The sequence below is a fragment of the Albibacterium bauzanense genome (genome assembly GCF_004339765.1).
GTDB classification, from domain to species: Bacteria; Bacteroidota; Bacteroidia; order Sphingobacteriales; family Sphingobacteriaceae; genus Albibacterium; species Albibacterium bauzanense.
In genome coordinates, this window is sequence record NZ_SMGO01000003.1 from 386,247 (window position 1) to 410,507 (window position 24,261).

19 protein-coding genes are annotated in these 24,261 nt (G+C 36.9%); 5 read left to right on the forward strand and 14 right to left on the reverse strand.

Annotation, left to right across the window (positions count from 1 at the left end; translation table 11 throughout):
* Positions 1–34: 34 nt before the first annotated feature.
* The 8 genes from C8N28_RS12975 to C8N28_RS13010 form a co-directional block, all read right to left on the reverse strand.
* Positions 35–511, reverse strand: a complete 477-nt coding sequence (locus tag C8N28_RS12975; protein ID WP_132225581.1) for a DUF4625 domain-containing protein — start codon at positions 509–511, stop codon at positions 35–37.
* 59 nt (positions 512–570) lie between these two features.
* The gene (locus tag C8N28_RS12980; protein ID WP_132225583.1) at positions 571–1,503 is read right to left on the reverse strand and encodes a DUF4625 domain-containing protein; all 933 of its coding nucleotides are present in this window, start codon (positions 1,501–1,503) and stop codon (positions 571–573) included.
* Positions 1,504–1,532: 29 nt separating this feature from the next.
* Positions 1,533–3,746, reverse strand: coding sequence for a TonB-dependent receptor (locus C8N28_RS12985; RefSeq protein WP_246012826.1), 2,214 nt, complete (start codon positions 3,744–3,746; stop codon positions 1,533–1,535).
* A 170-nt stretch (positions 3,747–3,916) separates the two neighbouring features.
* Positions 3,917–4,264: a hypothetical protein gene (locus tag C8N28_RS12990; protein ID WP_132225587.1), complete on the reverse strand. Its 348-nt coding sequence runs from the start codon at positions 4,262–4,264 to the stop codon at positions 3,917–3,919.
* Positions 4,265–4,341: 77 nt separating this feature from the next.
* Entirely contained in the window at positions 4,342–4,776 is a 435-nt protein-coding gene (locus C8N28_RS12995) for a MerC domain-containing protein (protein ID WP_246012827.1), read from the reverse strand.
* A 406-nt stretch (positions 4,777–5,182) separates the two neighbouring features.
* Entirely contained in the window at positions 5,183–5,629 is a 447-nt protein-coding gene (locus tag C8N28_RS13000) for a DinB family protein (protein ID WP_132225589.1), read from the reverse strand.
* Positions 5,630–5,639: 10 nt separating this feature from the next.
* Complete coding sequence (locus tag C8N28_RS13005) at positions 5,640–5,966, reverse strand: ArsR/SmtB family transcription factor (RefSeq protein ID WP_132225591.1); 327 nt, start codon at positions 5,964–5,966, stop codon at positions 5,640–5,642.
* 7 nt (positions 5,967–5,973) lie between these two features.
* Complete coding sequence (locus C8N28_RS13010) at positions 5,974–6,396, reverse strand: SRPBCC family protein (protein WP_132225593.1); 423 nt, start codon at positions 6,394–6,396, stop codon at positions 5,974–5,976.
* Between the two features lie 286 nt (positions 6,397–6,682).
* Here C8N28_RS13010 and C8N28_RS13015 point away from each other — a divergent pair, with 286 nt between their 5' ends.
* Both C8N28_RS13015 and C8N28_RS13020 read left to right on the forward strand, forming a co-directional pair.
* The gene (locus tag C8N28_RS13015) at positions 6,683–7,789 is read left to right on the forward strand and encodes a helix-turn-helix domain-containing protein (protein WP_132225595.1); all 1,107 of its coding nucleotides are present in this window, start codon (positions 6,683–6,685) and stop codon (positions 7,787–7,789) included.
* Between the two features lie 77 nt (positions 7,790–7,866).
* Positions 7,867–8,547 (forward strand): hypothetical protein, encoded by a 681-nt coding sequence (locus tag C8N28_RS13020; RefSeq protein WP_132225597.1) that lies wholly within the window; start codon positions 7,867–7,869, stop codon positions 8,545–8,547.
* Between the two features lie 145 nt (positions 8,548–8,692).
* Here the strand turns inward: C8N28_RS13020 and C8N28_RS13025 are convergent, their stop codons facing one another.
* The 4 genes from C8N28_RS13025 to C8N28_RS13040 form a co-directional block, all read right to left on the reverse strand.
* Positions 8,693–9,994 (reverse strand): DUF389 domain-containing protein, encoded by a 1,302-nt coding sequence (locus C8N28_RS13025; protein WP_132225599.1) that lies wholly within the window; start codon positions 9,992–9,994, stop codon positions 8,693–8,695.
* A gap of 961 nt (positions 9,995–10,955) precedes the next feature.
* Positions 10,956–12,182 carry a glycosyltransferase gene (locus C8N28_RS13030; protein ID WP_132225601.1) on the reverse strand — a complete coding sequence of 409 codons (1,227 nt, stop codon included), beginning with the start codon at positions 12,180–12,182 and terminating at the stop codon, positions 10,956–10,958.
* Between the two features lie 81 nt (positions 12,183–12,263).
* Positions 12,264–14,828, reverse strand: a complete 2,565-nt coding sequence (locus C8N28_RS13035) for a tetratricopeptide repeat protein (protein WP_246012829.1) — start codon at positions 14,826–14,828, stop codon at positions 12,264–12,266.
* Positions 14,829–15,463: 635 nt separating this feature from the next.
* Positions 15,464–19,378, reverse strand: a complete 3,915-nt coding sequence (locus C8N28_RS13040) for a YobI family P-loop NTPase (RefSeq protein WP_132225603.1) — start codon at positions 19,376–19,378, stop codon at positions 15,464–15,466.
* A 590-nt stretch (positions 19,379–19,968) separates the two neighbouring features.
* Here C8N28_RS13040 and C8N28_RS13045 point away from each other — a divergent pair.
* Complete coding sequence (locus tag C8N28_RS13045) at positions 19,969–20,949, forward strand: AlbA family DNA-binding domain-containing protein (protein WP_132225605.1); 981 nt, start codon at positions 19,969–19,971, stop codon at positions 20,947–20,949.
* A 44-nt stretch (positions 20,950–20,993) separates the two neighbouring features.
* Entirely contained in the window at positions 20,994–21,896 is a 903-nt protein-coding gene (locus tag C8N28_RS13050) for an STM4504/CBY_0614 family protein (RefSeq protein WP_132225607.1), read from the forward strand.
* A 534-nt stretch (positions 21,897–22,430) separates the two neighbouring features.
* Here the strand turns inward: C8N28_RS13050 and C8N28_RS13055 are convergent.
* A complete protein-coding gene (locus tag C8N28_RS13055; RefSeq protein ID WP_132225609.1) occupies positions 22,431–22,901 on the reverse strand; it encodes a JAB domain-containing protein in 471 nt (156 codons plus the stop codon).
* Between the two features lie 387 nt (positions 22,902–23,288).
* Between C8N28_RS13055 and C8N28_RS13060 the strand changes: the two genes are divergently transcribed.
* Positions 23,289–23,636, forward strand: a complete 348-nt coding sequence (locus C8N28_RS13060; protein ID WP_132225611.1) for a DUF4160 domain-containing protein — start codon at positions 23,289–23,291, stop codon at positions 23,634–23,636.
* Positions 23,637–23,687: 51 nt separating this feature from the next.
* Here C8N28_RS13060 and C8N28_RS13065 read toward each other — a convergent pair whose 3' ends face one another.
* Positions 23,688–24,209 (reverse strand): hypothetical protein, encoded by a 522-nt coding sequence (locus C8N28_RS13065; RefSeq protein ID WP_132225613.1) that lies wholly within the window; start codon positions 24,207–24,209, stop codon positions 23,688–23,690.
* Positions 24,210–24,261: the final 52 nt, after the last annotated feature.

Genomic DNA, 24,261 nt, shown 5'->3' on the forward strand with positions numbered 1-24,261 from the left:
CTACCAATTCATTTATAAGAAAGCGACACGAAGCTCAATCTGTAATTTTAATGCTTAGTCCTTTGATCGTTTGCCATCCTTCCTTATCCGTCAGACGAATCATAAAATGATAGTCGCCCAGATCAACACCGACCGGTACGCTTACTTCTTGCTCAATTTCAAAAACCTTCAGGTTTTCGGGAATGTCGTAACTCTGGATCAACAAAAAAGGATTCTCAGGAATTTTGATAGGATCCAGATCGCAACTTTTCACTTCGGTACTGTGCGTATGCTGATCGAAGTTGTGATGAATGTCAATGCTTATCGAGCCGAGCTCTGCATTATCTTGCAGAATTACACTGAATATAAAGGTTTCTCCCCGTTTTATCGTTGCACATTGTTTAGGAAAGGCATTGGTACCCGTAATGTCTATTTCGGGGTATTCTGTATCTATTTCCGGCTGAGAATCTTTTTTACATGCACTAATAGCCATAACGAGGATCAGGAATAAACCTGTTAGCTGTTTTTTCATGATATATTATTATTGTGGAATTAAAAATGTCGGGGCTATTTTATGCCCCGGTCATTTGCTTAGTTAATTTCAACAGGAACCTCAATGTATTGGAAGTAGCTCATATTATAGGTAGTGTTTTTGTAGACTACCCCAAAATAATAGGTGCCAGACTCCCAAATTTTGTCACCATTAATAAGTCCAGGCTGTGGATTGTTATTATCTTTAACAGCTCCGACAATCAATGAAGGTATCTTGCGCGTCCATGTAAATGTCGCCGCATCAAAAACTGCGTTAGAAAAACTTCCAACCTTCTCCCAGCCTTTGTGCTCATAAACGTCATATACAATAACTTTGTCCATATCTATCTGATCGATATTCTCAGGCCTGTGACCTAACTTTTTGTTAATCAGAAGCAGGTACATTTTTCCGTCTCCTTTAACGCCGTCAATCGTAGTTTGTGAACTAAATTCGTTGTTTTTAGATAAATTAGCTCCCTCTACCGCGAATTTTCCGTCTCGATAAAAGAATGATCCATTTGTCTGTATATTCAGTTGTAACAATGTAGGATTTACCGGCAGATTCTCCGCTTTATAGATATTTATCTCCCTCTTTTCTTCAAGTGTTGTCCCATTTTGGTCATTAACAATAATTATGAAATCATACTTACCTTCGGCTGCGTCTTCCGGTATATCAAAATGCTTATGCACAGTCGCATTTTTAGCATCTTTATACTGATCCCAAGTAATTTCGAACTCCCATGGTTTAGTATAGGTCTCACCGCTTCTAGGCAAGATCTTAACCTGCACATTCTCGATTTTATCGCCAGCCAATATTTCGGCATTTAAGTGAAAGTCTTTCCCAATTACCCCTATCTGATTATTACCTAGGCCGATTTCGATGTTGTCGATGGTGGGCTTGGCCAATTCGGGCTCTGGTTGAGTGTCTTTCTTGCAAGCGTTAAAAGTGGCTACAAATAAGAATACTGCTGCAATAGTTTTTGTTGTTTTCATGTTTTTAAAATTGAATGGTTGTTATTTTATTAATTGTTATTATTAATGTTCATTGTTGGCGAGCCAATTAAAAAGGGAATTTTAAGTGCCAAAATGATGCTCCTTCCAGCCTCGGGCAGTTCTATCAACCTGTAAAAACTAGTGTGGTTCATATAGCGGGTATTTAATAGGTTTTGCGCCTGTAGGCTAACCATTATCTGCTGGCCATAAAGGTTGAATTCAGTACCTGCCTGTACATTCACAATCTGGTAACCAGGCGTTTTCTTTTCCGGAGGCACAATGTTGTTCTGTGCAGCTGCAACCCGATAATCCAACGACAGATAGTTGTTTTTCAAAAGGCTGTTTATCTCAGGTGACCATGTAAAATTGAGCAAACCTGTAACTGGTGGAGAAAAAGGCAGTGTATAGCCCTTTTTATCACCCGATAACTGTTCAGAATACAGATATTCTCCCAATAGTTCCGTACTCAGGTTCTTTAAGAATTTCCATTTCAGCTGAATTTCTCCTCCGTAACGCATAATCTGACTTTGAGCATACTGAAAAACTTGATTTCCTGCCCCATAGTAATAATCATGATCCGCAGTAGGATTAAGATAAATGTAGTTGGGAAAGTAGTTGTAAAAAGGACTGACCTGTACCGACCAATTTTGCTCATTCCACCCCAAGCTCAGATCTGCCTGGTACGACTGCTCCGGCGACAAAGCCGAATCTCCACGTTCGTAGCTGAAATAATGATAGTTAACACCGTTGGCTCCAAGCTCCTTAGCAATCGGAACACGAAAACTTTTACCTACATTGGCTTTAAAAGCGATTTTTCCAAGATTGTAATTTAAACCGGCAGACCATACCAAGCTATGAAAACTACGGTTCAAATCACTCGCCCTGACAAGATTTTGCGATATCATGTTTCCACCTTCATTGATTTCAGAATTGAACCAGTCAGTATATTTATACATCCGAATTCTGGCATAGTCGTAGCGAATAGCACCATGAAGAAGCATTCGATCATTCAGTTGAAACTTATCATAAATGAATATACCTCCTGTCGTTTGTTTAAAGGCTGGTATCAAGAACGTCCAGCCATTGATATCATTTTGCTGATATTCTCCGTTGAGACCAACAGTCAACCTATGTTTGCCTAGAACCATTTGGTCTCGAAGATTTAGAGAATATACCTGTTTATCAAATTCCCTTTCCAAATTAATAGGAATTCGCATTGTATCAGGATATACCGGAGGCATATAACCATGATTAATATATTGACTGAATTCTTGACGGAAATTATTCTGATAGCTCAGTTCCGCTTCATACTGATGAACACCCAATTGATAAACGCTTCGGTTAATAATCTTAAAATGGTTCACCTCCTGGCTTGGCATCAAGATATCCCGTGGCGAAACATCATGCAATTCAGCATTTATATTTCGAGGTTCAAGACCATGCGCATTGGCGAAAAAACCACTTTTCATACGCGTATTGCTTATATAAAAAATATTGCTGAAATGATCATCGATGTATCCGGCATTAAAATGCAGACCGCTTTCATGACCAGCTGTATTACGCAAGTAATTTTTATATAAGTCAACAGCATAGTTGTATACATACACCCTGTCAGTAGGTACTCGATAATCTCCGTAACTTTGATAGGTCAGCCTTGCATCAAAAAACAAGTGTTGTTTCCGACCAAAAAGATTTACAGAAGTACCATATAAATTATTGTTGGTCTTACCTATCAGGTCAATAGATCCGCCAAGCGTTTGTGGCGCAGGTATGTGAGGAGGCTTCACGTCAATTATCCCACCTATAGCACCAGAGCCATATATAAAAGATGCTGCACCTTTAATCAATTCAATCTCATCGGCTGCAAATTGGTCAATTTCCAATCCATGGTCAGCTCCCCATTGCTGCCCCTCATGTTTAACGCCATTATCAATTACCACCACGCGGTTAAATCCAAGACCACGTATCAGCGGTTTCGACTGCCCGGATCCAATCCCAATGGTCTTAATTCCTGGAAAACGCTCTAACGATTTCATGAGGCTACCTCCCAAATTTCGTCGGATAAATGTACTGCTGACCGTCTCAATGTTCATCGATTCCGTTTTCTTTCGTAGCTCGACAATACTCCTGGTAATTGTCACCTCCTGCAGTTCATTGATTAGCGGATATGACTTAATTGTATCATGCAAAGGCCGATCATTTCCCCCTGCTGTTATTTCAGATGGTTTTGAAGATTGACCCAAAAGCGGGTTTATAAGAAAAAAACAAAATAGAACAAAGTAGTAAACCTTCATTTTCAGTTACATAAGAATACAGATTAGAAATACAGGATAAATTCAATCACAAAGCAAAGACGGAGAGCCTCACGACTATCACCGAAAACATTTACGTTATGATATGATTGATTGGGTCGTTAGACCAAAGGATAGGGAGGCCCCCTATTGATAAAATCCTGTATATCGGTTTGATATCTTCTTGTAAGCTCAAGCGTGGTTAAGGAGCCATCTTGAAAAATGAACAAGGCAAAGGAAATAATTACACTTACAGCAATTTCCTCTTTTTTATGATGAGCGAAATAAGCACATATTTTGCAATCAACTGCATTCGATCCATCATTTAAACCATCAGATAAACTAATCTCAACAGAGTTATGATGAATATGAAAAGCTTCTATTGCAAAAATCGAAACATAGAAAACAGCAAGCAGAGCCAACAAAATCCGGCTAAAAGCACTTACTGAATATTTTCTGTTCCTTTTCAAAATTGTATTTATTTTTCTCTAAAAAACACTTTCAACAAATAATAAAAAAATGATATCATGAGCTTATAAAAGCTCCTCTATTTTGCAGATATGTCACAACGATGACCGTGATAGGGTTTGGATAATTTCCAGTTGAAATAATGGGAAGCAGCTATACAAAACCCTCCAAGAGGTACCAGTATAGGTTCCATTTCATGAAAACCCAAAAAATGTGCACCAAAAATCAACACAAAGCCGATCGTCAAAATAATCAACGGCTTTCTATTATGATGGTATTTCCGATAAGATGGGATTAACGAACCAATTCCAACAACTATTGAGAATGCTGTAATACTTGTTTCAACCCAAGACTCAACCAAGAAGCCCAAACCAATAAGCGGTAAAAAGGCAATCACGAAAGGCATGAGCGCGCAGTGGACAGCACATAATGTTGAAGCAGTAAAGCCAACACCATCCAATTTAGCTACAATACTATTTCTCCTGGCAGATTCTATTCCCATATCTCTTTTCATAAACAAGACTAACTAAATGAAACAATGTTGCAAACATAGAAATAGTATTTATTAATTGCAACTAAATTGCATTAATAAATACTATTTCTCTTAACCTAATTAAAGAGGTCATTAATTTCTGCTTGGAACTTTCGAAATATCAAAATAGTTAAGTTGTCCCCACTCCATTTAATGTATAAGTAACCGCAAACAGAATACACAGAAGTCCAACAATTAAATAAAAATAATTTCGAATCATTTCATTATTCAAAATGCACCAGATGATGTAATTAATTGTTTATCAATCCAATACAGCAAATTCCAACTCTCTAACTAATTTAATATAACGTTTTCAAGGATATTTATTTCTAAACTTGTTAATTCTAATAAGGTGTTTTTTATTAAAAGGCCTAGAAATTTGCGTTTCTTACTGTTTTCTTCCTTTCAATACCGCTGACGATATTTGCCCACAATGATGAGAATTGTGAAATAGCAGAATTGAAAACAATTTTATTTTTGATATTTTTCCAAACCAGGCTGTATCTATTTCTTCAAGCCATTCCTTGTCTGTTGTATTGGCAATCAATTCCTTAAGAGTATTATACCCTTTTTCAAAATATGCATGGCTTATTTCCAGGTTATATTGAATTTCTGTATCTTTTTGCCCAATTGTTGTTCCTTCCACGTCTGTTTCATAACCAAAAAATTCACCAATTAAATTCATCGTTTCGCCAATATGTCGATAAATAAATCCAACCGATGCTGTTTGTTCCGTTAAGCGAAAGTCAATATTCTCTGCGTTTATGTTCTTGCAGAAATGAGAACAGTCCATTCGGTTCTGTTCTAACATTTGTAATAAAATTTCTTTTTGCATTTGATATATTCTAATTTGAATTCTTTTTACCCTTTAAAATTGTATCTAGATTCTTCAATTTGATGTTCCAAAATTCATCAAAATGGTCTATCCAATTACGCAGTTCAGTAAAACCATCTTGATTTAAAGTGCAAAAACGTTCTCTACCAATACTTTTAATAGTAATAAAGCCAGCAGTTTCCAAGATTCCGATATGTTTGGAAACTGCCGGTCGGCTCATCTCAAAGTTTTCGGCTAAATTGCTTATGTTGTAACTATCTTTGGTAAGTAAGTACAATATTTGTCTGCGACTTGGATCCGCTATTACCTGAAAAGCATCAAGGGTTGGTGTTGCCATTGTTATTCTAATTTATGTGGTCAAGCATTTTTTGAATGTTCTTAAGCCAACCATCTGTCATACCCATTAGGATATCATAGTTTTCTCCTTTAAAGCCTGAGTGCTTCAAATTCAGTATTGTCCCATTCCCCTGTTCTTCCAGCGTCCACTCAACAATGGTGTCAAGCGTTGTTATTCCATAAACTGGTCCACCTTTCCAACTGTAAGTAAGTTTTTTAAATGGAACGATTTCAAGAACCTTACAATAAAAGATTCCGCTTAGTTCGAGGCTTGGAATAGGATTTGTTCGAAATTCGAACTCGTGCCCTACCACTGCTTCAAAATTATTGGGCATAAGCCATAAAGCTATTAACTCTGATTGTGTGAGATATTTCCAAACTTCGTACGGGGATTGCTCATAAATCCATTGATGTTTAATTTCTGTTTTCATATAGATAACTTTGAAGTTACGAATATAAGCGTAACCCTCGAGTTACACAAATTTTTATCTGGATTTTTTTTATAAACGCTTAGAAAGTTATTTCACACTTAAATAGTAAACAAAAGTCTCTCAAAGCTACATATCGCACCAATAGTTTTTTGTTTAACCATTACATTTTTTAGTTCGGTTGGATAACTTCGAACCAAAGTATAATGGAACGTATCTACTTTAATAAAAAATAACGACAATGAACAACTCAAATACTTAAATTTACGGAAACAGTCCCAATTATCCGATGTCTGAAATAAATACCTTAGCTGCTTTCTATGCCTTTTCAAGTGGAGCATTATGGCTATTAGGATCCCTTCTTTTTATGGGGTTCGATAAAGTGAATATCCAAGCCAACCGATGGCTTGGCGCATTCTATTATATTCTTGCATGCACTTTTACACAGCTTTTCCTGGAAGACTTTGGAATTGGAGGAAGTTTCCTTATCCATCTACTCGAACTACCTAGATGGGCAATGCTCCCCTGCCTTTATATGGCAGTAAACAGTTACGTGTCACCATCTTTGCCTAAGAAGAAATGGTTTTTCCATTTCGTTCCTTTTCTGCTTTTCCTTATATTTTCCCTGGTTTATTTAATGCCAAACCTATTTAATGAACAAAACGATCTATTGCCTTCGTGGATCGGGTTTATTGTTCGATACTTTTTCTTCATCCAGACGATTTATTACTGGATCCTCTGTTTCTCTTTGCTCCGTTGTCACCAAAAAAACTTAAAGATGGTGGCGTCGTTTACCGAAAAAATAGATCTTGAATGGCTAAGATATCTGTTGATTTCAGTATTATTCTTGATTTTCATTCGTATATTGAGTATATCCAATATTCAGGCAACTTATTTCTCTCCCATTCTATACTTTTTGGGGATAATCCTTTTGGCATATTCAACACTAACTCAAAAATCAATTTATGCTATCGAAACATATCATCCAGCGGAAAAAGATGAAATAGCACCCAAAAAAGCACTAAACGAACGACTTACACCTGAACAAGTTGAAGGACTCAAATATATAGTGATGCGAAAAACAGTCGATGAAAAACTATATCTCGACCCAAGCCTAACACTTTCAGCACTTTCAGATAATATAGGCATCAACACACATGAACTATCCTACGTCCTTAACAATGGAGTCGGCAAGAATTTTTATCAGTTTATAAATGAGTTGCGGACAGAAGAAGCAAAGTCACTTCTATTATCGGAAGATACCAAGCATTTAGATATGTTCGGTGTTGCTATCAGAGCCGGCTTCAACTCCAAAACTACATTTTATACCACCTTTAAAAAAGCAACTAAGCTCACTCCTAAAGAATACATTAAAGCAAATTCGGAAGCTCATTAACCGCATTCTGTTCATTTGCATCCATCCGAACTTCTTCTAATCGCTAAAGGGTTATCATTGCATAAAAAAAGATAATTATGAAAACAATGAACTCATTTAAGTCAGCAATCGCCCCAAAGATCCGTGTGGTCATCAGCGGCATTTTATTCGGAAGCGCAATTATTTCAATGAACTGTTTTGTACAAACACCCGCCCTAGCAGGTGTTATTGCACAAGGAGATAGCCAGCAATCTAAAACTGTACCTCTCGAAATGTTCGCAGGATATTACCAACTTCCCGATAATGCATCCTTTATTCAATTTGAGCTCAAAGACAATGTGCTTTTTGCCCAATGGAATAACAAAGAATATCAGCTTATCCAAATCAATGAAACAAACTTTGAATCAAAAGAAGAAGGTCACAAAGTCGAATTCCTAAAAGACAGTTCTGGTCAGTTTACTTCTGCTAAGATATTGGATAAAATCGTAACAGTAAAAGTCGAATTTGATCCCAAAATAGTCAAACCGCTATCTGCAGCACAACTTAAAGGTCTTGAAGGAACCTATAGTTTACAAAACAATAGTTTTAAGATCAATATCCGATCTTCAGCAAACGGATTGATATTAAAACAGCTATGGGACAATAAAGAAATTGCCTTTACGCCCAGATCGGAAACTTTTTTCCTGAATGAGGACGGCACTTTTCCTCTTACTTTTTTATTGAGCGATGGAGAAGCAACTCAGGTCACCTGTTTTGAAAAAGATGTTTGGCTAAAGTAAAGTAGGTTTTATCTTTTAGAAACCGGATAAAAGAGCCCAGCAATGACAGGCAAAAGCTTAAATTATCCGGTTTCTGCCTCGTTCTATAAGTTAGGAAGCAGCGGTTTATTATATATGTAATAATTGACAATAAAAAGGAATAATTTTAGTCGGCAATAAAAATCTCGATAGAATCTGCTTGCAAGCGCGTGTTAAGCCATGTTTTCAATTTCACTTGGTCTGCATTCAACAAAGGTTTTAGATCCGTCTTCAAAACAACCAAATAATAAGGAGTTGCTATTGAGTCCTTAAAAAACAGCTGCTCTCCGACAGAGCAGGCAATTACTTGGGGAAAAAAAGCTTCGATTTCCTTTAATAGAACTTTACCTAATTCTCGGTTCTTCTCAATACTATCTAATTTTAATTGATTGTTGGCTAAATCTAACCTCAGGCGGTTTAGTTCAGAAAGCGTTTTATCTTGTGTCGAAGTCTTAAGTTCCGTATCATTAATTTTAAACCCTTGCTGTATAGCCAGATCGGTTCCTTCCAAACCATAAAAGGGCAGTTTACTTTTTAATTTTTCCTTTTCAACTTCTGTAATAGCCTTACCGCCATAAGTCAATGATATTTTTTTAGCGGCAGCATTAATCTTTGATTGAAGCAGGTAGTCGCCTTCAATGAAGGTCTCGTTATTGATAAAAGAAGTGGCGTTTTGGTTATAGTTTTCCTGCTGTACCATAATATAACCAAAATAAATACTGGGAATCATGGTCATTAAAGCAATAAAGGTCACCCACCTGTTTGCTTTTATTTTTTGCCTCTCATCGGTATAAGTTATCATCGGAAATTTAAGAAGCCGAACTGTTATCAATGTGGCCGCTCCGATAAAAACTGTATTGATTGTAAACAAGTAAAACGCTCCCAAAAAAAAGCTCCAATTTGCCGTAGCGAGGCCATAACCCGCAGTACACAATGGTGGCATTAAAGCTGTAGCGATGGCAACTCCTGGGATGATGTTCCCTTTGACCTTACTCGACATTGCAACAATCCCAGCCAAACCTCCGAAAAGTGCTATCAGAACATCGTATATATTAGGCTGAGTTCTCGCCAAAAGTTCTGAATGAGCTTCGTTTATCGGAGTAACCAAAAAATAAAGGGTAGAAGTAATTAGCCCAGAGGCAACTGCAAAGACAAAATTAGAGGCTGCTTTTTTCAGCAGGAAAAAATCATAAGTAGCCAAACTGTAACCCATGCCAATAATCGGACCCATTAGTGGTGATATTAACATGGCGCCAATAATCACCGCGGTTGAGTTCACATTTAAACCCACACAGGCAATAAAAATTGCAAATATTAATATCCATAGGTTCGTGCCCTTGAATACAATTCCGCTCTCCATGACTTGATGGATCACCTCATAATCTTCTTGTTCGGAGCGAATATTGAATCTACGAAGCAGTTTGTTCATCTATTTTCTAAGTTGTTAATTCTGTTTACGCTTTCTTCAATAATGGAATAATCGGATAAAATTAATGCTTTTCCTTCTTCACACAAACATCATGCTCAAAATAAACAGAAAGTTGTCCATCAAGCGTACCGTAATGATTACTATTTTATTCCTTTAACCATTGAGGTTAACGTTCATATGGATGGGAATTAAAAAATATCCCGAACACTATTCCCCCTATAAAATAACAGACAGTATCTTTATAGTCAGCTGTAAATGAAGGACTCCATCGTGGAAATAAAACCTCACACACAACGGAGATCAGAACAGATACCATAATTATTTGAGGCCAAGAAAAAGTATAATCTGAACCTTTTCCGAATACGTAACGTCGCTCAAGGAGTATTAGGTGAAGTAATATTGGTAAAAATAGAAGAGGATCAAGATAAGAATCAACAAACGGTATACTAACCTGCAGTATTTTTTGTAAAACCTGGTGTGCAATTGCCAATGCCAATGCTATAATAAACCACCGTTGCAGCAACATCGCTTTCACCCTAGCATTCAAAGTGCGATCAAAAAAATTAGTAATAAGACGACGATCAGAATTGGAGAACATAAAATCAATAATAAGACTAGAGGCATCTTTGCCAGGCTCTTTATAATCTGTAAAGACCAATGATCAACCGGGTTTGGCTTCAGCCACCTCCAGAAATCAGTAGCGACACCTCCTATCTTCGTTCTGACCTCTTTAAAAATGGACTCTTTCTTATTTTCTTTCAACTTCAAATACAAACTAGTTATTTCATTTTTCTATTTGCATTGCTGCTAATAAACATTTCGTTACGTTCTTCTGAAATAATGGTCAAAAACCGCTCATAATGTTTCAATACGTCTGAAATCAGCTCATTCGTTATAAAACAAATTTATTCTTTTCTTTAACGTCGTTAAAGCCACCTGTCAAATATGATCTTCTACAATATTACCGTTGGTTTTCTTCAATTAATTCTATTGCTCTTTCTACTCCGTTTTCTGATTTGATTTTTTTTGACATTTCTAAGCTATTTGTATAAAGTGTTTCTGTTGACAATAATGCTTGGGCATTGTCAATTAGCATTCTTTCTGTCAAATTTTTCAGTGCTATGGGTCTTAAAGCTATTCCTTTTTTGAAACCAATATAACCCCAAAAGTACTGATCACCAAGTGGATATAAGACAGGACAAGTAAAAAACGGTTTTCCTGCAATTAAACAAGCAGAAACAGTACCAATACCCCCGTGATTAATTACTGCTTTGACAAGAGGAAATAGCTTGTCATATGGTGCGGACTTTATAACTTTTATATTTGGGTTTTCATCTAATCTTTTTGTGCTGTTAAAGCCCCAACCTTTAACTACAATAACTCTTACATTAAGCTCATTTGAAAGGTTTTCAATTGCTGTTGGCAAATCCATTTTAGTTTCAAATGTCATACTACCGAAAGTAATTAAAAGAGGTGGTGTACCTCGCGTTATAAAGTCAATAAGATCTTTATCCAATTCAATATTTGATGTGGTTGTCCAAAATCCTGTAAAATGAGTGCTTACAGAATAGTCTTTGGGCTTTGAGAGATAGGTTTCACTAATTCCATAAATAGATGGAAGTGTAGGCTTCTTAAATTTTAGCGAAAGTCCTTCGCTTTTTCTAAATTCATTTACTGGCTTCATCATCATACTTATACCAAGGTCCGATAATTTGTAGCTCAGTCTGTTAAGAAACGAAGGAATAGGCAAAGCACTGAAAACCGGATTAATAAATTCTGTTGTATATTCTATTGCCGGAATTACATTCGCCTTTATCATCTTATCTGGAAATTGATCCGCAAAATAGTCCCCCATTGTTTTGACATGAAAAATTACCCTATCGCTTTCTTTAGATAGTTTGTAAAAGATCTTCATTGAATTATAAATCATTGGATAAACCCAAACACGCAAATTCTTCTTTGCACGAAAAGGATTTTTCATCATTTTTTTTCCTTCTTCCGAGTTCATAAACTCTTGAAAGTCTGCTTCTATTGGCAAAAATTCGATGTCGTAAGATTTCACGAGTGCTGCAAAGTTCTTCGCTGTCGAAAGTGTTACCTGATGTCCACGCTTTTTCAATGCCTGTCCTAAAATTGCAAATGGTTGAACATCTCCTTGTGTTCCCATTGTTAATATCGCTATTTTCATTTTTGCGTGTTGTTGTTGAGCAGTCTGCAATGCTTATTAAAATACAATTACCGTATTTCGTACGTCTTACAGAATCGTATTTTACTTACCGTTTAATTTCTTTATACGCTCTTTTGCTAGAGGGATGACATCATCATCTCCTTCATAATTTTCAATCACACTTTCCAACGTGCTCTTCGCCTGAAATTTATCGCCTTTGCCAGCATAGGCATCCGCTAGCAAGATGAAGCTTTTGGCCACCCAATAGTCTGGTGACCCCATGCTGTTGATCACATCAAAGGCTGTTTTCTCAGCTTTATCATATTGTTTGTTTTCATACTGTAATTGTCCTAGGCGATACCGCGCTTCTGCACCGACTGCCTTTTGGCTCTTTTGCGCCGCTAGACTTAGCTCCTGCATGGCAGGCTCCACGTTCCCTTCCTGCAACATGAGTCGTGCGTCGTACAAATGTGCCATGGCAATTTCCTCCTCAGTTGCCTCATCATAAGTCTTTACCAACATCGAATACTTGGCAGCCTGCCCCAAGTCACCGATTTCGAAATAACACTTCATCAGGTTCGTTACCGCATAGCCATAGCGTTCTTTGTATTCTGAAGTGAGCTCTAGTTTTTTGAGGTGCACGATAGCCTCGTTGTATTCCTCCAAATCCAGATATAACGCTGATACCGTCAGCAAGGTATTCTCTGTATACTGACTCGTCCAGTCGTTCAGGATAATATTCAGGTCATGCAGCGCTTCCTTGGGGCGCCCACTATGGTACAAACTTACTCCACGGATATAACGGGCATGTTTTTCCTGTCTGGGTTTCGAAAATTTATCAAAATACGCATTGATCGCTTCCACGGCTGCCCCATAGGCCCCTCTGGAAAACAAGGAATTGGCTACTTGGAAAGCCATATTATCTTGTTCTGCGGGACTCAGAGCACTAACATTAACGTTGGTTGCGTAATTAATATAACCTGTAGTATCACCCTGATCCAGGTATATATTTTCAATGGAACGCATAGCCTGCACTGCCTCGGCAGTCGCGGTATGTTCCTCTATCACCTTTTGAAAAGTGGCCTTCGCAACTTCGGTCTCATTTTTATTGTACTGAACCAATCCGATGGTCATCAATGCCCGGGGAACATAACTGCTGCGCGGATATTGTTCTATCATCTTCTGCAAGCCTTCAATGGCGATATCGTAATGTCCTTCAGTGAAATACGTATATGGTATCTCAAAGGCTACGTCATCTGCGTAGTTCGAATTTGGAAATTGTTCGATAACAGACCGCATGATACTGAGCTTGGTTTCATTGTCACCTTGCAATCCATGAAGAATACCACGCTGAAACAATGCATAGTCCTGATTGGGAGCTTTGCCGTTGATCAACTCATCATAATATTGATTAGCTCGGCCGTAATTGCGCACGGCTAAATACGAATCACCCAAACGTGCAATCACATCATAACGTACTTTATCCTCCATTGAACTTCCCTCAAGAGACATAAAGCGTTCAAAATACTCGGCCGCTACACCAAAGCTGTTATTACGAAACGCCGCATAAGCCAAGCCATAGTTCGCATAATTGTATACATCGGTGTTTCGTGCAGCGGGCAACCGAAGGAACCGTGAAAAGTTATCAACAGCTTCTCCGTACTTGCGCACTTCATACATCGCCTCCGCTTTCCAATACGTGGCTAACGCCGCCATTTCCGCATCGAACGTAAATTTTTCGGATCGCATGAACATGGATATGCTGTTTTCAAAAGCGCGCTCGTTATAAAACTCCAATCCGCGATAATACGTTGCTTTTTGATAGATTATATCGGCTTCTCGCTCCCTATTGTCTAACATTTCTAGCAGACTTACCCCCGCATGGAAATTACTCGTACCCAATAAGATATCAGCTGAAAGTGTTTCTTCAGTCTCAGTTTCTCTAATCTCCAAATCACGATCCATAGATTTCTGAGCAATATATTCCTGTGTGATTTTCAAGGCAGCTGGTACAGAGTCTAATTCATATAAGATTTTAGCATAGTTAAACAACCCATCGACTTTCAATATCGGATCGAAATCCAATTTGGACGCTTGAGCAAATGCATTACTAGCACCTTGCTTATCCCCGGTTTCTAGGGCGATATGGCCTAAAGTAATCAGCGAGCTTTGATAAAAGGCATCCGAGGCTGTCATCTTCTTCATAAGAGAGACCGCTCTTTCATATTCGTGTGCTTGGTAGGCCAGATAGCCCATCCGGTAATTATCGATATTGTTTTGCGAAGCATCAGCGTGCTGTTCCAGCACGGTACTGTAATAAGCTTGTTTGAATTTGTTCTTTGCAAAATATCTGGCGGCGGCGATCTTGCGAAGCTCAATCTCTAGCGATTGACGATCAAAACTCATGTCCGGAGTCCGGCGCATCTTGATGGCATCGGCCAATATCGGCCGATATTCACGTACGACATCCAAAGACTCAATAATCGCAGGTTGATTTTCGTCTTGTTGCTCACTAGATTGTCGCTTCTCTTCCTGTTTTTTCTCCTCTTCCTGTGCATAGCCCATAACTAGCACTACTGAAAAGACCCCGGTAAGCAGGTATTTTAGGTAGTTATAGCCAATCCTTTCTTTTAATATCATTCTTTTTCCGTATTCGTTCTTATCCATATACCCATTTCAACTCTAGCTTGTCATCAAAATTCATTCCATAGACATCCATAAAGCAATATACACAATAAACTATGCAGGAACTTATGTATCCATCGGCTCCACGACTATTCATTGGCAAGTTCTCCCGTCACACAGGATAATGTTTCTTAAAATCAAGATCAACAGCTCGATATCGAACTGCTCGAAAAACACTCTACACAAAAATAGAGGCAGTGTCTCAGAAGATTCAACGCTAAAGTACAAGAACTTTGGATATATAATTCGAACTACAAATAATCGAATGTCAACAATCTGTGTAACAGATATTTATTGATATAAAAAAAGGAGAAAGCAGTTAACTACTTTCTCCTTAAGTCGGGGTGGCAGGACGCACCCTCTATATCCTAAATCACTTGTTATCAATTAATTACAAAATCAACTCAAACCAGGGTCACCTTTTGGTTCTCAACCTGTTTGGAACTATAAAGGTAAAGTTTCTTACCGGTACTTAAAAATCTATATTCAAATCGGCTAATTCACAAAGTTTTTATGTACGTTCATAATCAGTCAAAACTACCTTTTTTTAGAGGAAATGGTGTAAAAGACACTGCTTCCTACCTGCAAGAGACTAATTTATTAAAAATACTTCAATTTCATCCTGCTTTATAATAAATTGTAATCTTGTCTTTATTGTTTTTAATCGTACCTAATTTTTCAGGCAATAATTTCTTCACTCCTTCAATAAAGGATTTCAACCCAGGAAAATTGGGAAAACTCCTTTGTGTAGTGTCATTCATAGAAATATTGTTGTAAGGTTCGTCCCAAGTTGACTCTATATTTTTATAAGTTTCAATTGATATTTCTAATACTATCGGTGACAGGACCCTTATCCTTTCAGTCGTTGAGAACGAAAGCTTCAAAAGATTTATAACGTTGGCTATCTCGATAAGTTGAGACCATAAGGCATAGCGTGATAAAAAGGTTGTGATTGTCGAGCCGAGCTCATCTTTTTCTACTGTTTTGTTCGCTAGAATCAGGCGTACTAAATTAGCTTTTTGCTCGTCGCTATTCTGTGCGGAGTTAAGAGCACCTATCAAGGTTTGATCAGTAATTGAAAACTCGGAGAATTTTTCCAAAAAGTCGTCGAAGTACTTGCTAATGTACAAGTTTGTCAGTCCAGGATGATTAGTCTCTAAATCGTTGAATATCTCATTAACAAAACCAAAACGATTACTTCTAATTAAATAGCTGGCCTTTTCCTCGTTTAACTTTCCTACCTCTACATCTTCCAATTTTGGAGAAAGTTGCTCTATAAGTCCTTTATAACTATTCATGCTAAGCTCATTCCGGTAAAGTACTTCGTGAGACAAATCGATAAGGTTTTCTTGATCCGGATTACCAGTTGGCACATACGGTTCCTCAACAAGCACTTCATAAACTTCTGGATCATTTAGATAACTGGTGAGCGTATCTTCCAGAACTCCTTTATGAAAAAAATAAGTTGAAACATTATTCCAAGTTGGGCTTAACCGTCGTTCTGTAATTAAAAAATACCAATAAATCTCTGGAACCATCTGCATATCTGTTATGAGCGCATCTTGTTTTCTCACAAATGATTCAACTTTCTCCATATCCATTGTTTCGATATGTAGGAGTTTTATAATCGTTTCTTCGCTTTCTTTTACATTCAGCTCGCTGCTGCTAATAAGCTCCAAATATTCGGGCCATTTCATTTCAAGGTAACTTTTGAGGTTCTTAGCTTCCGAAGAAAGGACAGTAGTTAAGTTAGCCGTGATCCAATCATTTTCAGGAAATACCTCATAACCTCCAAATTTTCTCAGTATATATTTAAGGTTTTCCGAATTGATTTCATAACGATTCCCTTCATATGCAGCCTTAAGAGTCTTAGGCAATTTTTCAAGTAAACTAATTTTCTCTAGTGAAACATCTAGTTCATTCATGACCACTCCTAGTGTATCCTGGTTATCCTTAAGCAAACCATCTTCATATAGGTTTGAATTGAAGGATAGAAATTTGCTAAAATTCTTACTGGCATCGATTTTCTTCACGAAGGTATCGATAGAAAGATATCGGATGAATAAGGCTGCATATTTAGCTAATACTGCATCTTCATAAAAAGCCTCTTCAAAAAGGTGATCCCAGAATTCTGACCAATGAAGTCCAAGGGCAATAATAAATTCACTCTGATTTTTATTTAATTCTAAAAATTGATCAATAAATACAAGCTCGTTCCTACCTTTCAACATTTTAATTAATATGGAGAGTTCATGGTCACGGTTAGGCTGTTGTAGCAACCATCTCAGTAAACTAAAATTAAGTATGGCAGGATTTGAATATTGGCCAACACTTATCCAGTCTTTTTGAATGACGTCGATATTACTAATCTCATAGGTATAAGGTAAAGGTTGTCGGTTTAAAACACTCATCACAAAATTCATATCTTCCTTTTTTAAACTACCTTCAATAAAATAAGAAATATATGGATGATAATACTCGTCGATATAACCATTGGCCATAAGATAGATAAGGATAGGCGAGGTGGGCTTTTCAGTTGAAAACTCTAACTCTTCTTCATCAATTAAATTATCTCTAAAACTTTGACCCGTAATCGAGGCTCCCTGTTGTTTTGGTGAGACTATCCTTTCAGATGGAAATTCGAACTTACCCCCATCATTTATGATTTCTTTAAGACTTTGACCAGAAATCAAAGCACGTTGTTGTTTAAGAGAATCAATTTTTGCTTTGGTCCTATTTATACCCTCATTGCAATATGATTTAATTTGATCTTCGCGGTGGGAATAATTGTAGACTGGATCCACTTCCTTTTCTGCGTCGGAAAATGAGTATTCGAAATTAACTTTTCTGTAGTCACCATAATAACTACTATACTGAATAGCAGTAGCAGATCCTCCGTTTCGCCACCAATCAAAAATCTGATCTTCTACAAATTCGGAAAGACTAACTTTGCCGTTGAGCTCAAGAGATGCCATCTGGGGCATGGCCGACATTACTTTATAGATATAAAGTGTCCGAAGTTCATTAATATCTTTTATTTTGAGAGATTCAAGATCTCGAATGTAAGTTTGGAACTCATTTATCTCATGATCAATCTTTTCTTTTTGTTCATTGACATAGGCTTTCTTTTTTTCCAATACATGTATAATCATCCCTTCTCCCCTATGGAGTTCAGCAAAATCTTCAGGATGAAGATTTTTGAATATTATTAGTGAAAGTAACTTTTCAGGATCTAAGTCTTTAGTTAACTGCGTAAAATAGAGACTAAACTCATTAATGACATTTAACAACATTCGCATATCCTGTATATATAGGGTGACTGTACTTAATAGATCCCTTGGAATTTGCCGTCCTGGTATAATCCTTTCTAGCCTTGCAGCAAGTGCGTCTCCTGCGTTAGATATATTAATAACTGGAATAACTGGAACTAAAAAGTCAAAAAACTTAGTTCGGTTGTCCTCCGTAAATATATTGTCACGTACCGCATAAACAAAAGTCACCTTATGTTTGATCTGCCTTGAATTATTAATCAGGATGTTTATTTCCCTGAGTTTGGTAAATATCTCGGGGTCATTAAAACGATCTAAGTCTTCAATGACCACAATGCTGGTACGAGTTTCCTCAAAAAAATAGATTATTTCATCAAGATGTTTATTAAATATTGAACGGACTTCACCTTCCGAAAACTCAGCACCAGCAGAAACAACAGACAACTTAGTAAAGCGCAAATTTCTGATATTACGATAGAGTCGATACAATAAGTACATACAACCAAAGATCAAAATAACAAGAAAAACAAGGTCTAGTACAGATCTCATCTCGTTCGTAATAAACTGAAATTTTGTAAAATAACCTGGTTGCACCACATAAAAATAGGATAACACTAAGATTGATAGTGATAACGTCCCAAATAAACGCCTAAACCAATGTATAGGTCTTATTTTCACAAAACGTGAATCTGGTAGAGCATGACTTCTTTCGTGGTAAATGAGCTGTTGTAGTACACTGAGCTCTACCTTGTTTCGCCATTCACCCTCTTTATCCTTTATTTCGTCAAAAGAGGCAAGTGAAACATTCACAGTTCGGAATTCAGGATGGCGCTTTTGAAAAGTGCGGATAATACTGCTTTTTCCAGAGCCGTAAGGTCCCGTAATAGCAATATTGGTAACATTAGGATTCTTTATTCCCCAAAGTAACATATCACTATATAGCTTTTTACTATCTGCACTATCAATCGGCGCTAAGTCCTGATAACGATTAGTATTGGGGTTGAAAGCAAACTGAGTCAATCGGCCATCAAGAAATACAATAAGTGTAATTAATATTTTGCTGATTCTGGTTTTCAGCATACTAGGTATTAAAATTACCGCTGAATATGCGGACCTCCGTTCTCGATTCAGGGCAGCACGAAAAATCTTTAATCTTCTACGGATGTTGCTCGGACGAGCACCGTGCTTTTTCGGTATCGTAGCAGCTTTCTCAGGAGTCGGAGAGTTGTCTAGAGTATCCATTAGTTTAGAATGCTTCATCATTGTAAGTTAAATCTTATATATCTGTAATTTTGCCGTTGGGTCTCCAATAGGATTATTTTAAAAATGACTTTCGGTCTGCTATTATATACCTGAAAGTCTCAAAAAAATCTTTGCCAAGTATTTATCTAAGTCGCTCTAAAAAACATTAGACCAATTGTACCGAGCTTATTTATAGCGCTAAGGTTGTAAACAGCCTCTCCAACTCACCTTCTTTCGATTTCAATTTCAAATTTGGTTCAACCTTTTTATTAAATTGCTTGCAAGGAATAATTTCTGTCCTCAACAGAGAAATCTCTTTTTTTAGCGGTTCAATCTTCCCCTCATTTTCGACCAGCTCTGGTAATGGTAGTACTTTTTTTTCCTTATTTCCAGATAGCTGAATACATCATGATAAACAGCCTCAATACAAAAACTGATGTAATGTACCTATCACCTTTTTTTGTAAAACCTTTCCCAATTCATTCTTAATCCTTAACTCCATACATGCATGGTCGGATTGTTAAATAATACTTTAAAGCTTCCCTCTAAACATGACACAATGCCATATTATAAACCTAATGGTTATATTTGAATAAATCAATTATATAAAAATGAATTATTGCGAGCAAATCTTCAAGAAATCATTACGAGAGCTAAAGTACAAGGATTTAGAGTCTTTCTTTCAACAAGAAAGAGAAGAAAGTGAAATTCTTGAATTTAAATCACTAGGAAGAGATACTATGGATGCGACGCTGACTAAACATGTATTCAGAACTGTTTCCGCATTCCTAAATTCTTCAGGAGGCATCCTGATTTTGGGAAGCCCTGTCCCTACTGAAATTATAAAATATAAAAAAAAGGTGAAAATTTGCCATGGTATATTAACGTTAACATCAGAATATATAGAAAAAGATATTTTAATTAATCGGATTTCGACTGCTATATCATATATGCCTATCGGGATAAATATTCAAGTGATCGAACAGGAAAACAAGTATTTATACCTAATTGAAGTCCAAGAGAGCAATTCCAAACCGCACCAGCACAACGGCATATATCATATACGATTAGATGGGCAATCTAAACCGGCTCCACATTATTTAGTAGACGCAATGTTTAACCAAATAAAATATCCGGATCTTGATGTAACTGCATTCTTTTTATTGCACTCAGAAACCAGCGATACAATTAAGTTATGGGCTTATTTAGTTATTACAAATGAGTCTTACGTTTTGAATGCGATTGACTATGAATACAGAATCGATTTTCTATCGAAAGGCGCCTCATCTGAAGACAAAACCAAATCGTTCATGGAAAATATGAGGCTAAAAGTTCAACCTAAAACATTAGCTGCAGGAGACAAAGAAGAGATTGAAGATCACTTTTATGTAGATAAAGCTCATTGCAATGACAATCTATTCATTCGAATTAATGCTTATGCAGCAAATACACCCCTAATTTCAAGTTATTATCAAATAAAATTCGATGATAAAAGGTCCAGGAAAGGCTTGCCCATTCATAAAGAGTTATTTAAAAATATAAAAGGTCAGGAGAATAAAAAAATAGTACAAAAACTGACTGAGCAACAGTAAAGAAATAACTATTTTCAATCTAAACTAAAAGAAAACTATAAGGCATGGACGATTTATTTTCAATTCGGAATAAAAACAAAAACTTACCCTTAATATATGATAACTTCCCTGAAAAACCTAAAGTTCAAATCTTTCTATTATTTGGCAAATTGACATATAGTTTAGGGGAAGATACATGGGAGGTATTTTGGACTAATGTTCATTCACGCATACGTGAAGCGGTAGGCAAAAATGACCTTATAAATGGAAAATTCTTTCCGATGTCCTCATTTGAGGAGTCTAAGGTGTATTTTGAAAAGAAGGCATCAATTGAAGAAAGTTTCGATATTCTGGAAATTATAATGAGACTTTTAAAATGGTGTTATGAAAACGACAAAATCAATATACAAGATGCTGATATAGAAAAAATTACAAAAAAAATCAACAAGATACTACACAACAATGATATCGGATACGAATACTCAGAAGGCGCTATTATACGAATTGACAGCAAGCATCTACATAAAGAAATCATTAATAAAACAATAAACCTAACGAATAATGAATTATTTACCAATGCAAACGAGGAATATCTAAGTGCATTACAACATTTGAAAGCTGAGAAGAATAAAGAAGCATTAAATGACGCATTAAAGGCATTCGAATCAACATTGAAAATTATTTTCGACAATTTTGACTGGTCCTATGAAAGCAATGCAACATCGAGTAAACTCCTTGATATTTGCTTTCAAAACGAGCTTATTCCAAAGTATTTAGCAACGCATTTTACTGGACTGAGGGCAACTTTATCTTCAGGGATCCCAACAATACGAAATAAAAATGGCGCACATGGACAAGGAAGTAAAGCCATAACAGTTCCTAATAGCCTCGCTATTTATGCAATCTACCTAACAGGAACTAGCATTAACTACCTTATCGATGCTTTTAATGATTTTCCGAGGAAATAAAATACTGCCTTTTCGCAAAAAAACAAATCTTATATATACAGTAAATTTGAGTGTCGAAGCGCTTAGGTATCAGTTATCTTCTCCGCATGAGCACACTCTTCTGTAATAACAATATAAACTCCGCAGCCTCTTTCGGCAAATTTCAGTAATGGAAGGATGGAATGGAGAAAATTGTCGAACGTAGTTGCACCGCTTTTCGCTCATCTGCATTTCTTCCTTCGGAAAAAGCAGACGAGCCGCCCAAATCGTTTTGGATCATTCAAGAATCTGCATCACCTCAACAGTCCCCAAACTATTAATATCGTTCCCACCCATTTTAACATTCCCTCCAAAAAAAGGGTCAATAAGCCCATAAAGTAATTGCTGAGATGCTGTACGCCTCCCCACCCTCTACGGTTGAACTCCGCATCCCGACAAAAAGCTTGAAGGCTATTCCCGACCCCACCCATGTTGGGTAGGATACTGATTGAAAAAAACTGCTGATCGTTTCCACGTCCACTTTAGGTTAAGAATTTTAAAAAAGGGGTTTCCCCCTTAAATCATTCCCTCATCTGCGAATGAATAATAACGGTCAGATGTTATGATAACATGGTCCAATACCATAATATCTAAATAGCTTCCTCCAGTTTTAATCTTCTTGGTTAATTCAATGTCCTGCTGACTTGGTTGCAAGTTTCCTGAAGGATGGTTATGACTTAAAATGATGGAACTTGCACAAGCTTTTAATGCTGTTGAAAAAATCAGTTTGGGATCTGCAACTGTTCCAGCGATTCCTCCAGATGATACTTGAAATATCCCAATCACGTTGTTTGCTCTATTCAATAATAGGATTTTAAACAGTTCCAATAGTTCAATTTTATCCAAATCCCAATTATTATATAGAATCTCATAAGCGTCCTTGGATGACGTTACTTTTGGTCTTTCTGACGCTTTAAATTTGGGTCTGTAGGTTAAATTGATTTCTGATACCTGGTACAATGAAATCTGATCTTGTTGCGTAGCCATAATCTTAAATTTTAATAGTTAATAAATTAATTATGGCACTTTATCTGCCTCTATGAGGCACTAAGGGCAAGGTGGAGATTTTAAAAATGCGGAGGGTTCCCACTTCTGGGATACCCATTTTTCAAATACACCTTGGCATCAGCAAACCCGTGTGAGGAATTGGAGGCTAACTTTGTGGGATAATTGATGTGTTAATTCTTTTTTTCGGGTACCCTATTTACAAGATTCCTATCTATATTTAAAACCTAATATCTTTTTTTAAGAAAAAACTATCTTCATGACAGAATTGGTTAAGTTAAAATTTCAGTTGAGACCTTATATTTAAAAATTTTCCACGAAATCAATAAAATCCTTACTATATTTAGGAAACCCGAAATCCTTACGCTGATGGCTGATGATATATTAGAAAGAATAGTAGCAGATGCTTTACGCATTTATCTTAGCTATGACGACCGGACTATTGAGTTTTTATTGAATAACCCAAATTACGCGGATAAAAAACGAATTGAGACGATTGAACATCTTGAGGTATTGATACATTCAGACGACCATCTTCCTCCGCATTTTCACGTCAGGTCAAATGATTTGAAGATTAATGCCAAATTCTCTATTGAAACGGGCGAACACTTGTCAGGGCCCATCCGTCCAAAAGATGTTAAAAAAATTAATGCCTTCTATCAGAGCATAAAGGGCAAAACAGTTTTACAAACCGTTTGGAAAAAGTTTCATGGTTGAAAGCTGCTTCGGGTAATGTTTTTTTAATATTCTAGCTTTTATTGATATAAGTTATTTCCGATTATTTCCGATCCTCCATCCATCATCATAAAGTACGACGTTGACTTTGCGTACATTTTCTTTCTCAAGGTCTATTTTCGATACCTTAGAAAAAGGCGAAACATTCACAAAAGTCGTCTTGTATTCAACCACAGCTCGGTTCTCACCATCCTCCATTTGAATTCCCGTCACCTCCTCAATCACCTCATCAGCAACTTTAACCTGCTGTATTTTCTCATCATTGACCGGTAGTAGATACTGTTCTGCTTTTTCGGTAAAGGAGATCAAGGGCTCACCAACCTCGCTTAAAGACTGTGTTCGCTGAACGGTAATGAGACCCGCATCTTCAAGTCCAGCATCCAGTAATCTTTTAGCATCCGCAGGATCAGCGACATAAATATCTTCAGTAACCGGTTTGGGGTAAGTGTTTTCTTCTTTAAGAATGGATAGCACTGTTTTCCGGTCAAGTTTTTCTTTGGATTCACAGGAGGTAAGCAAAATTGCAACGATGCAGAGGGCTAGAATACTTTTCATAACGAGTGGTTGATGAGACGATTAGGAACTATACTATAAAATTAACGAATCA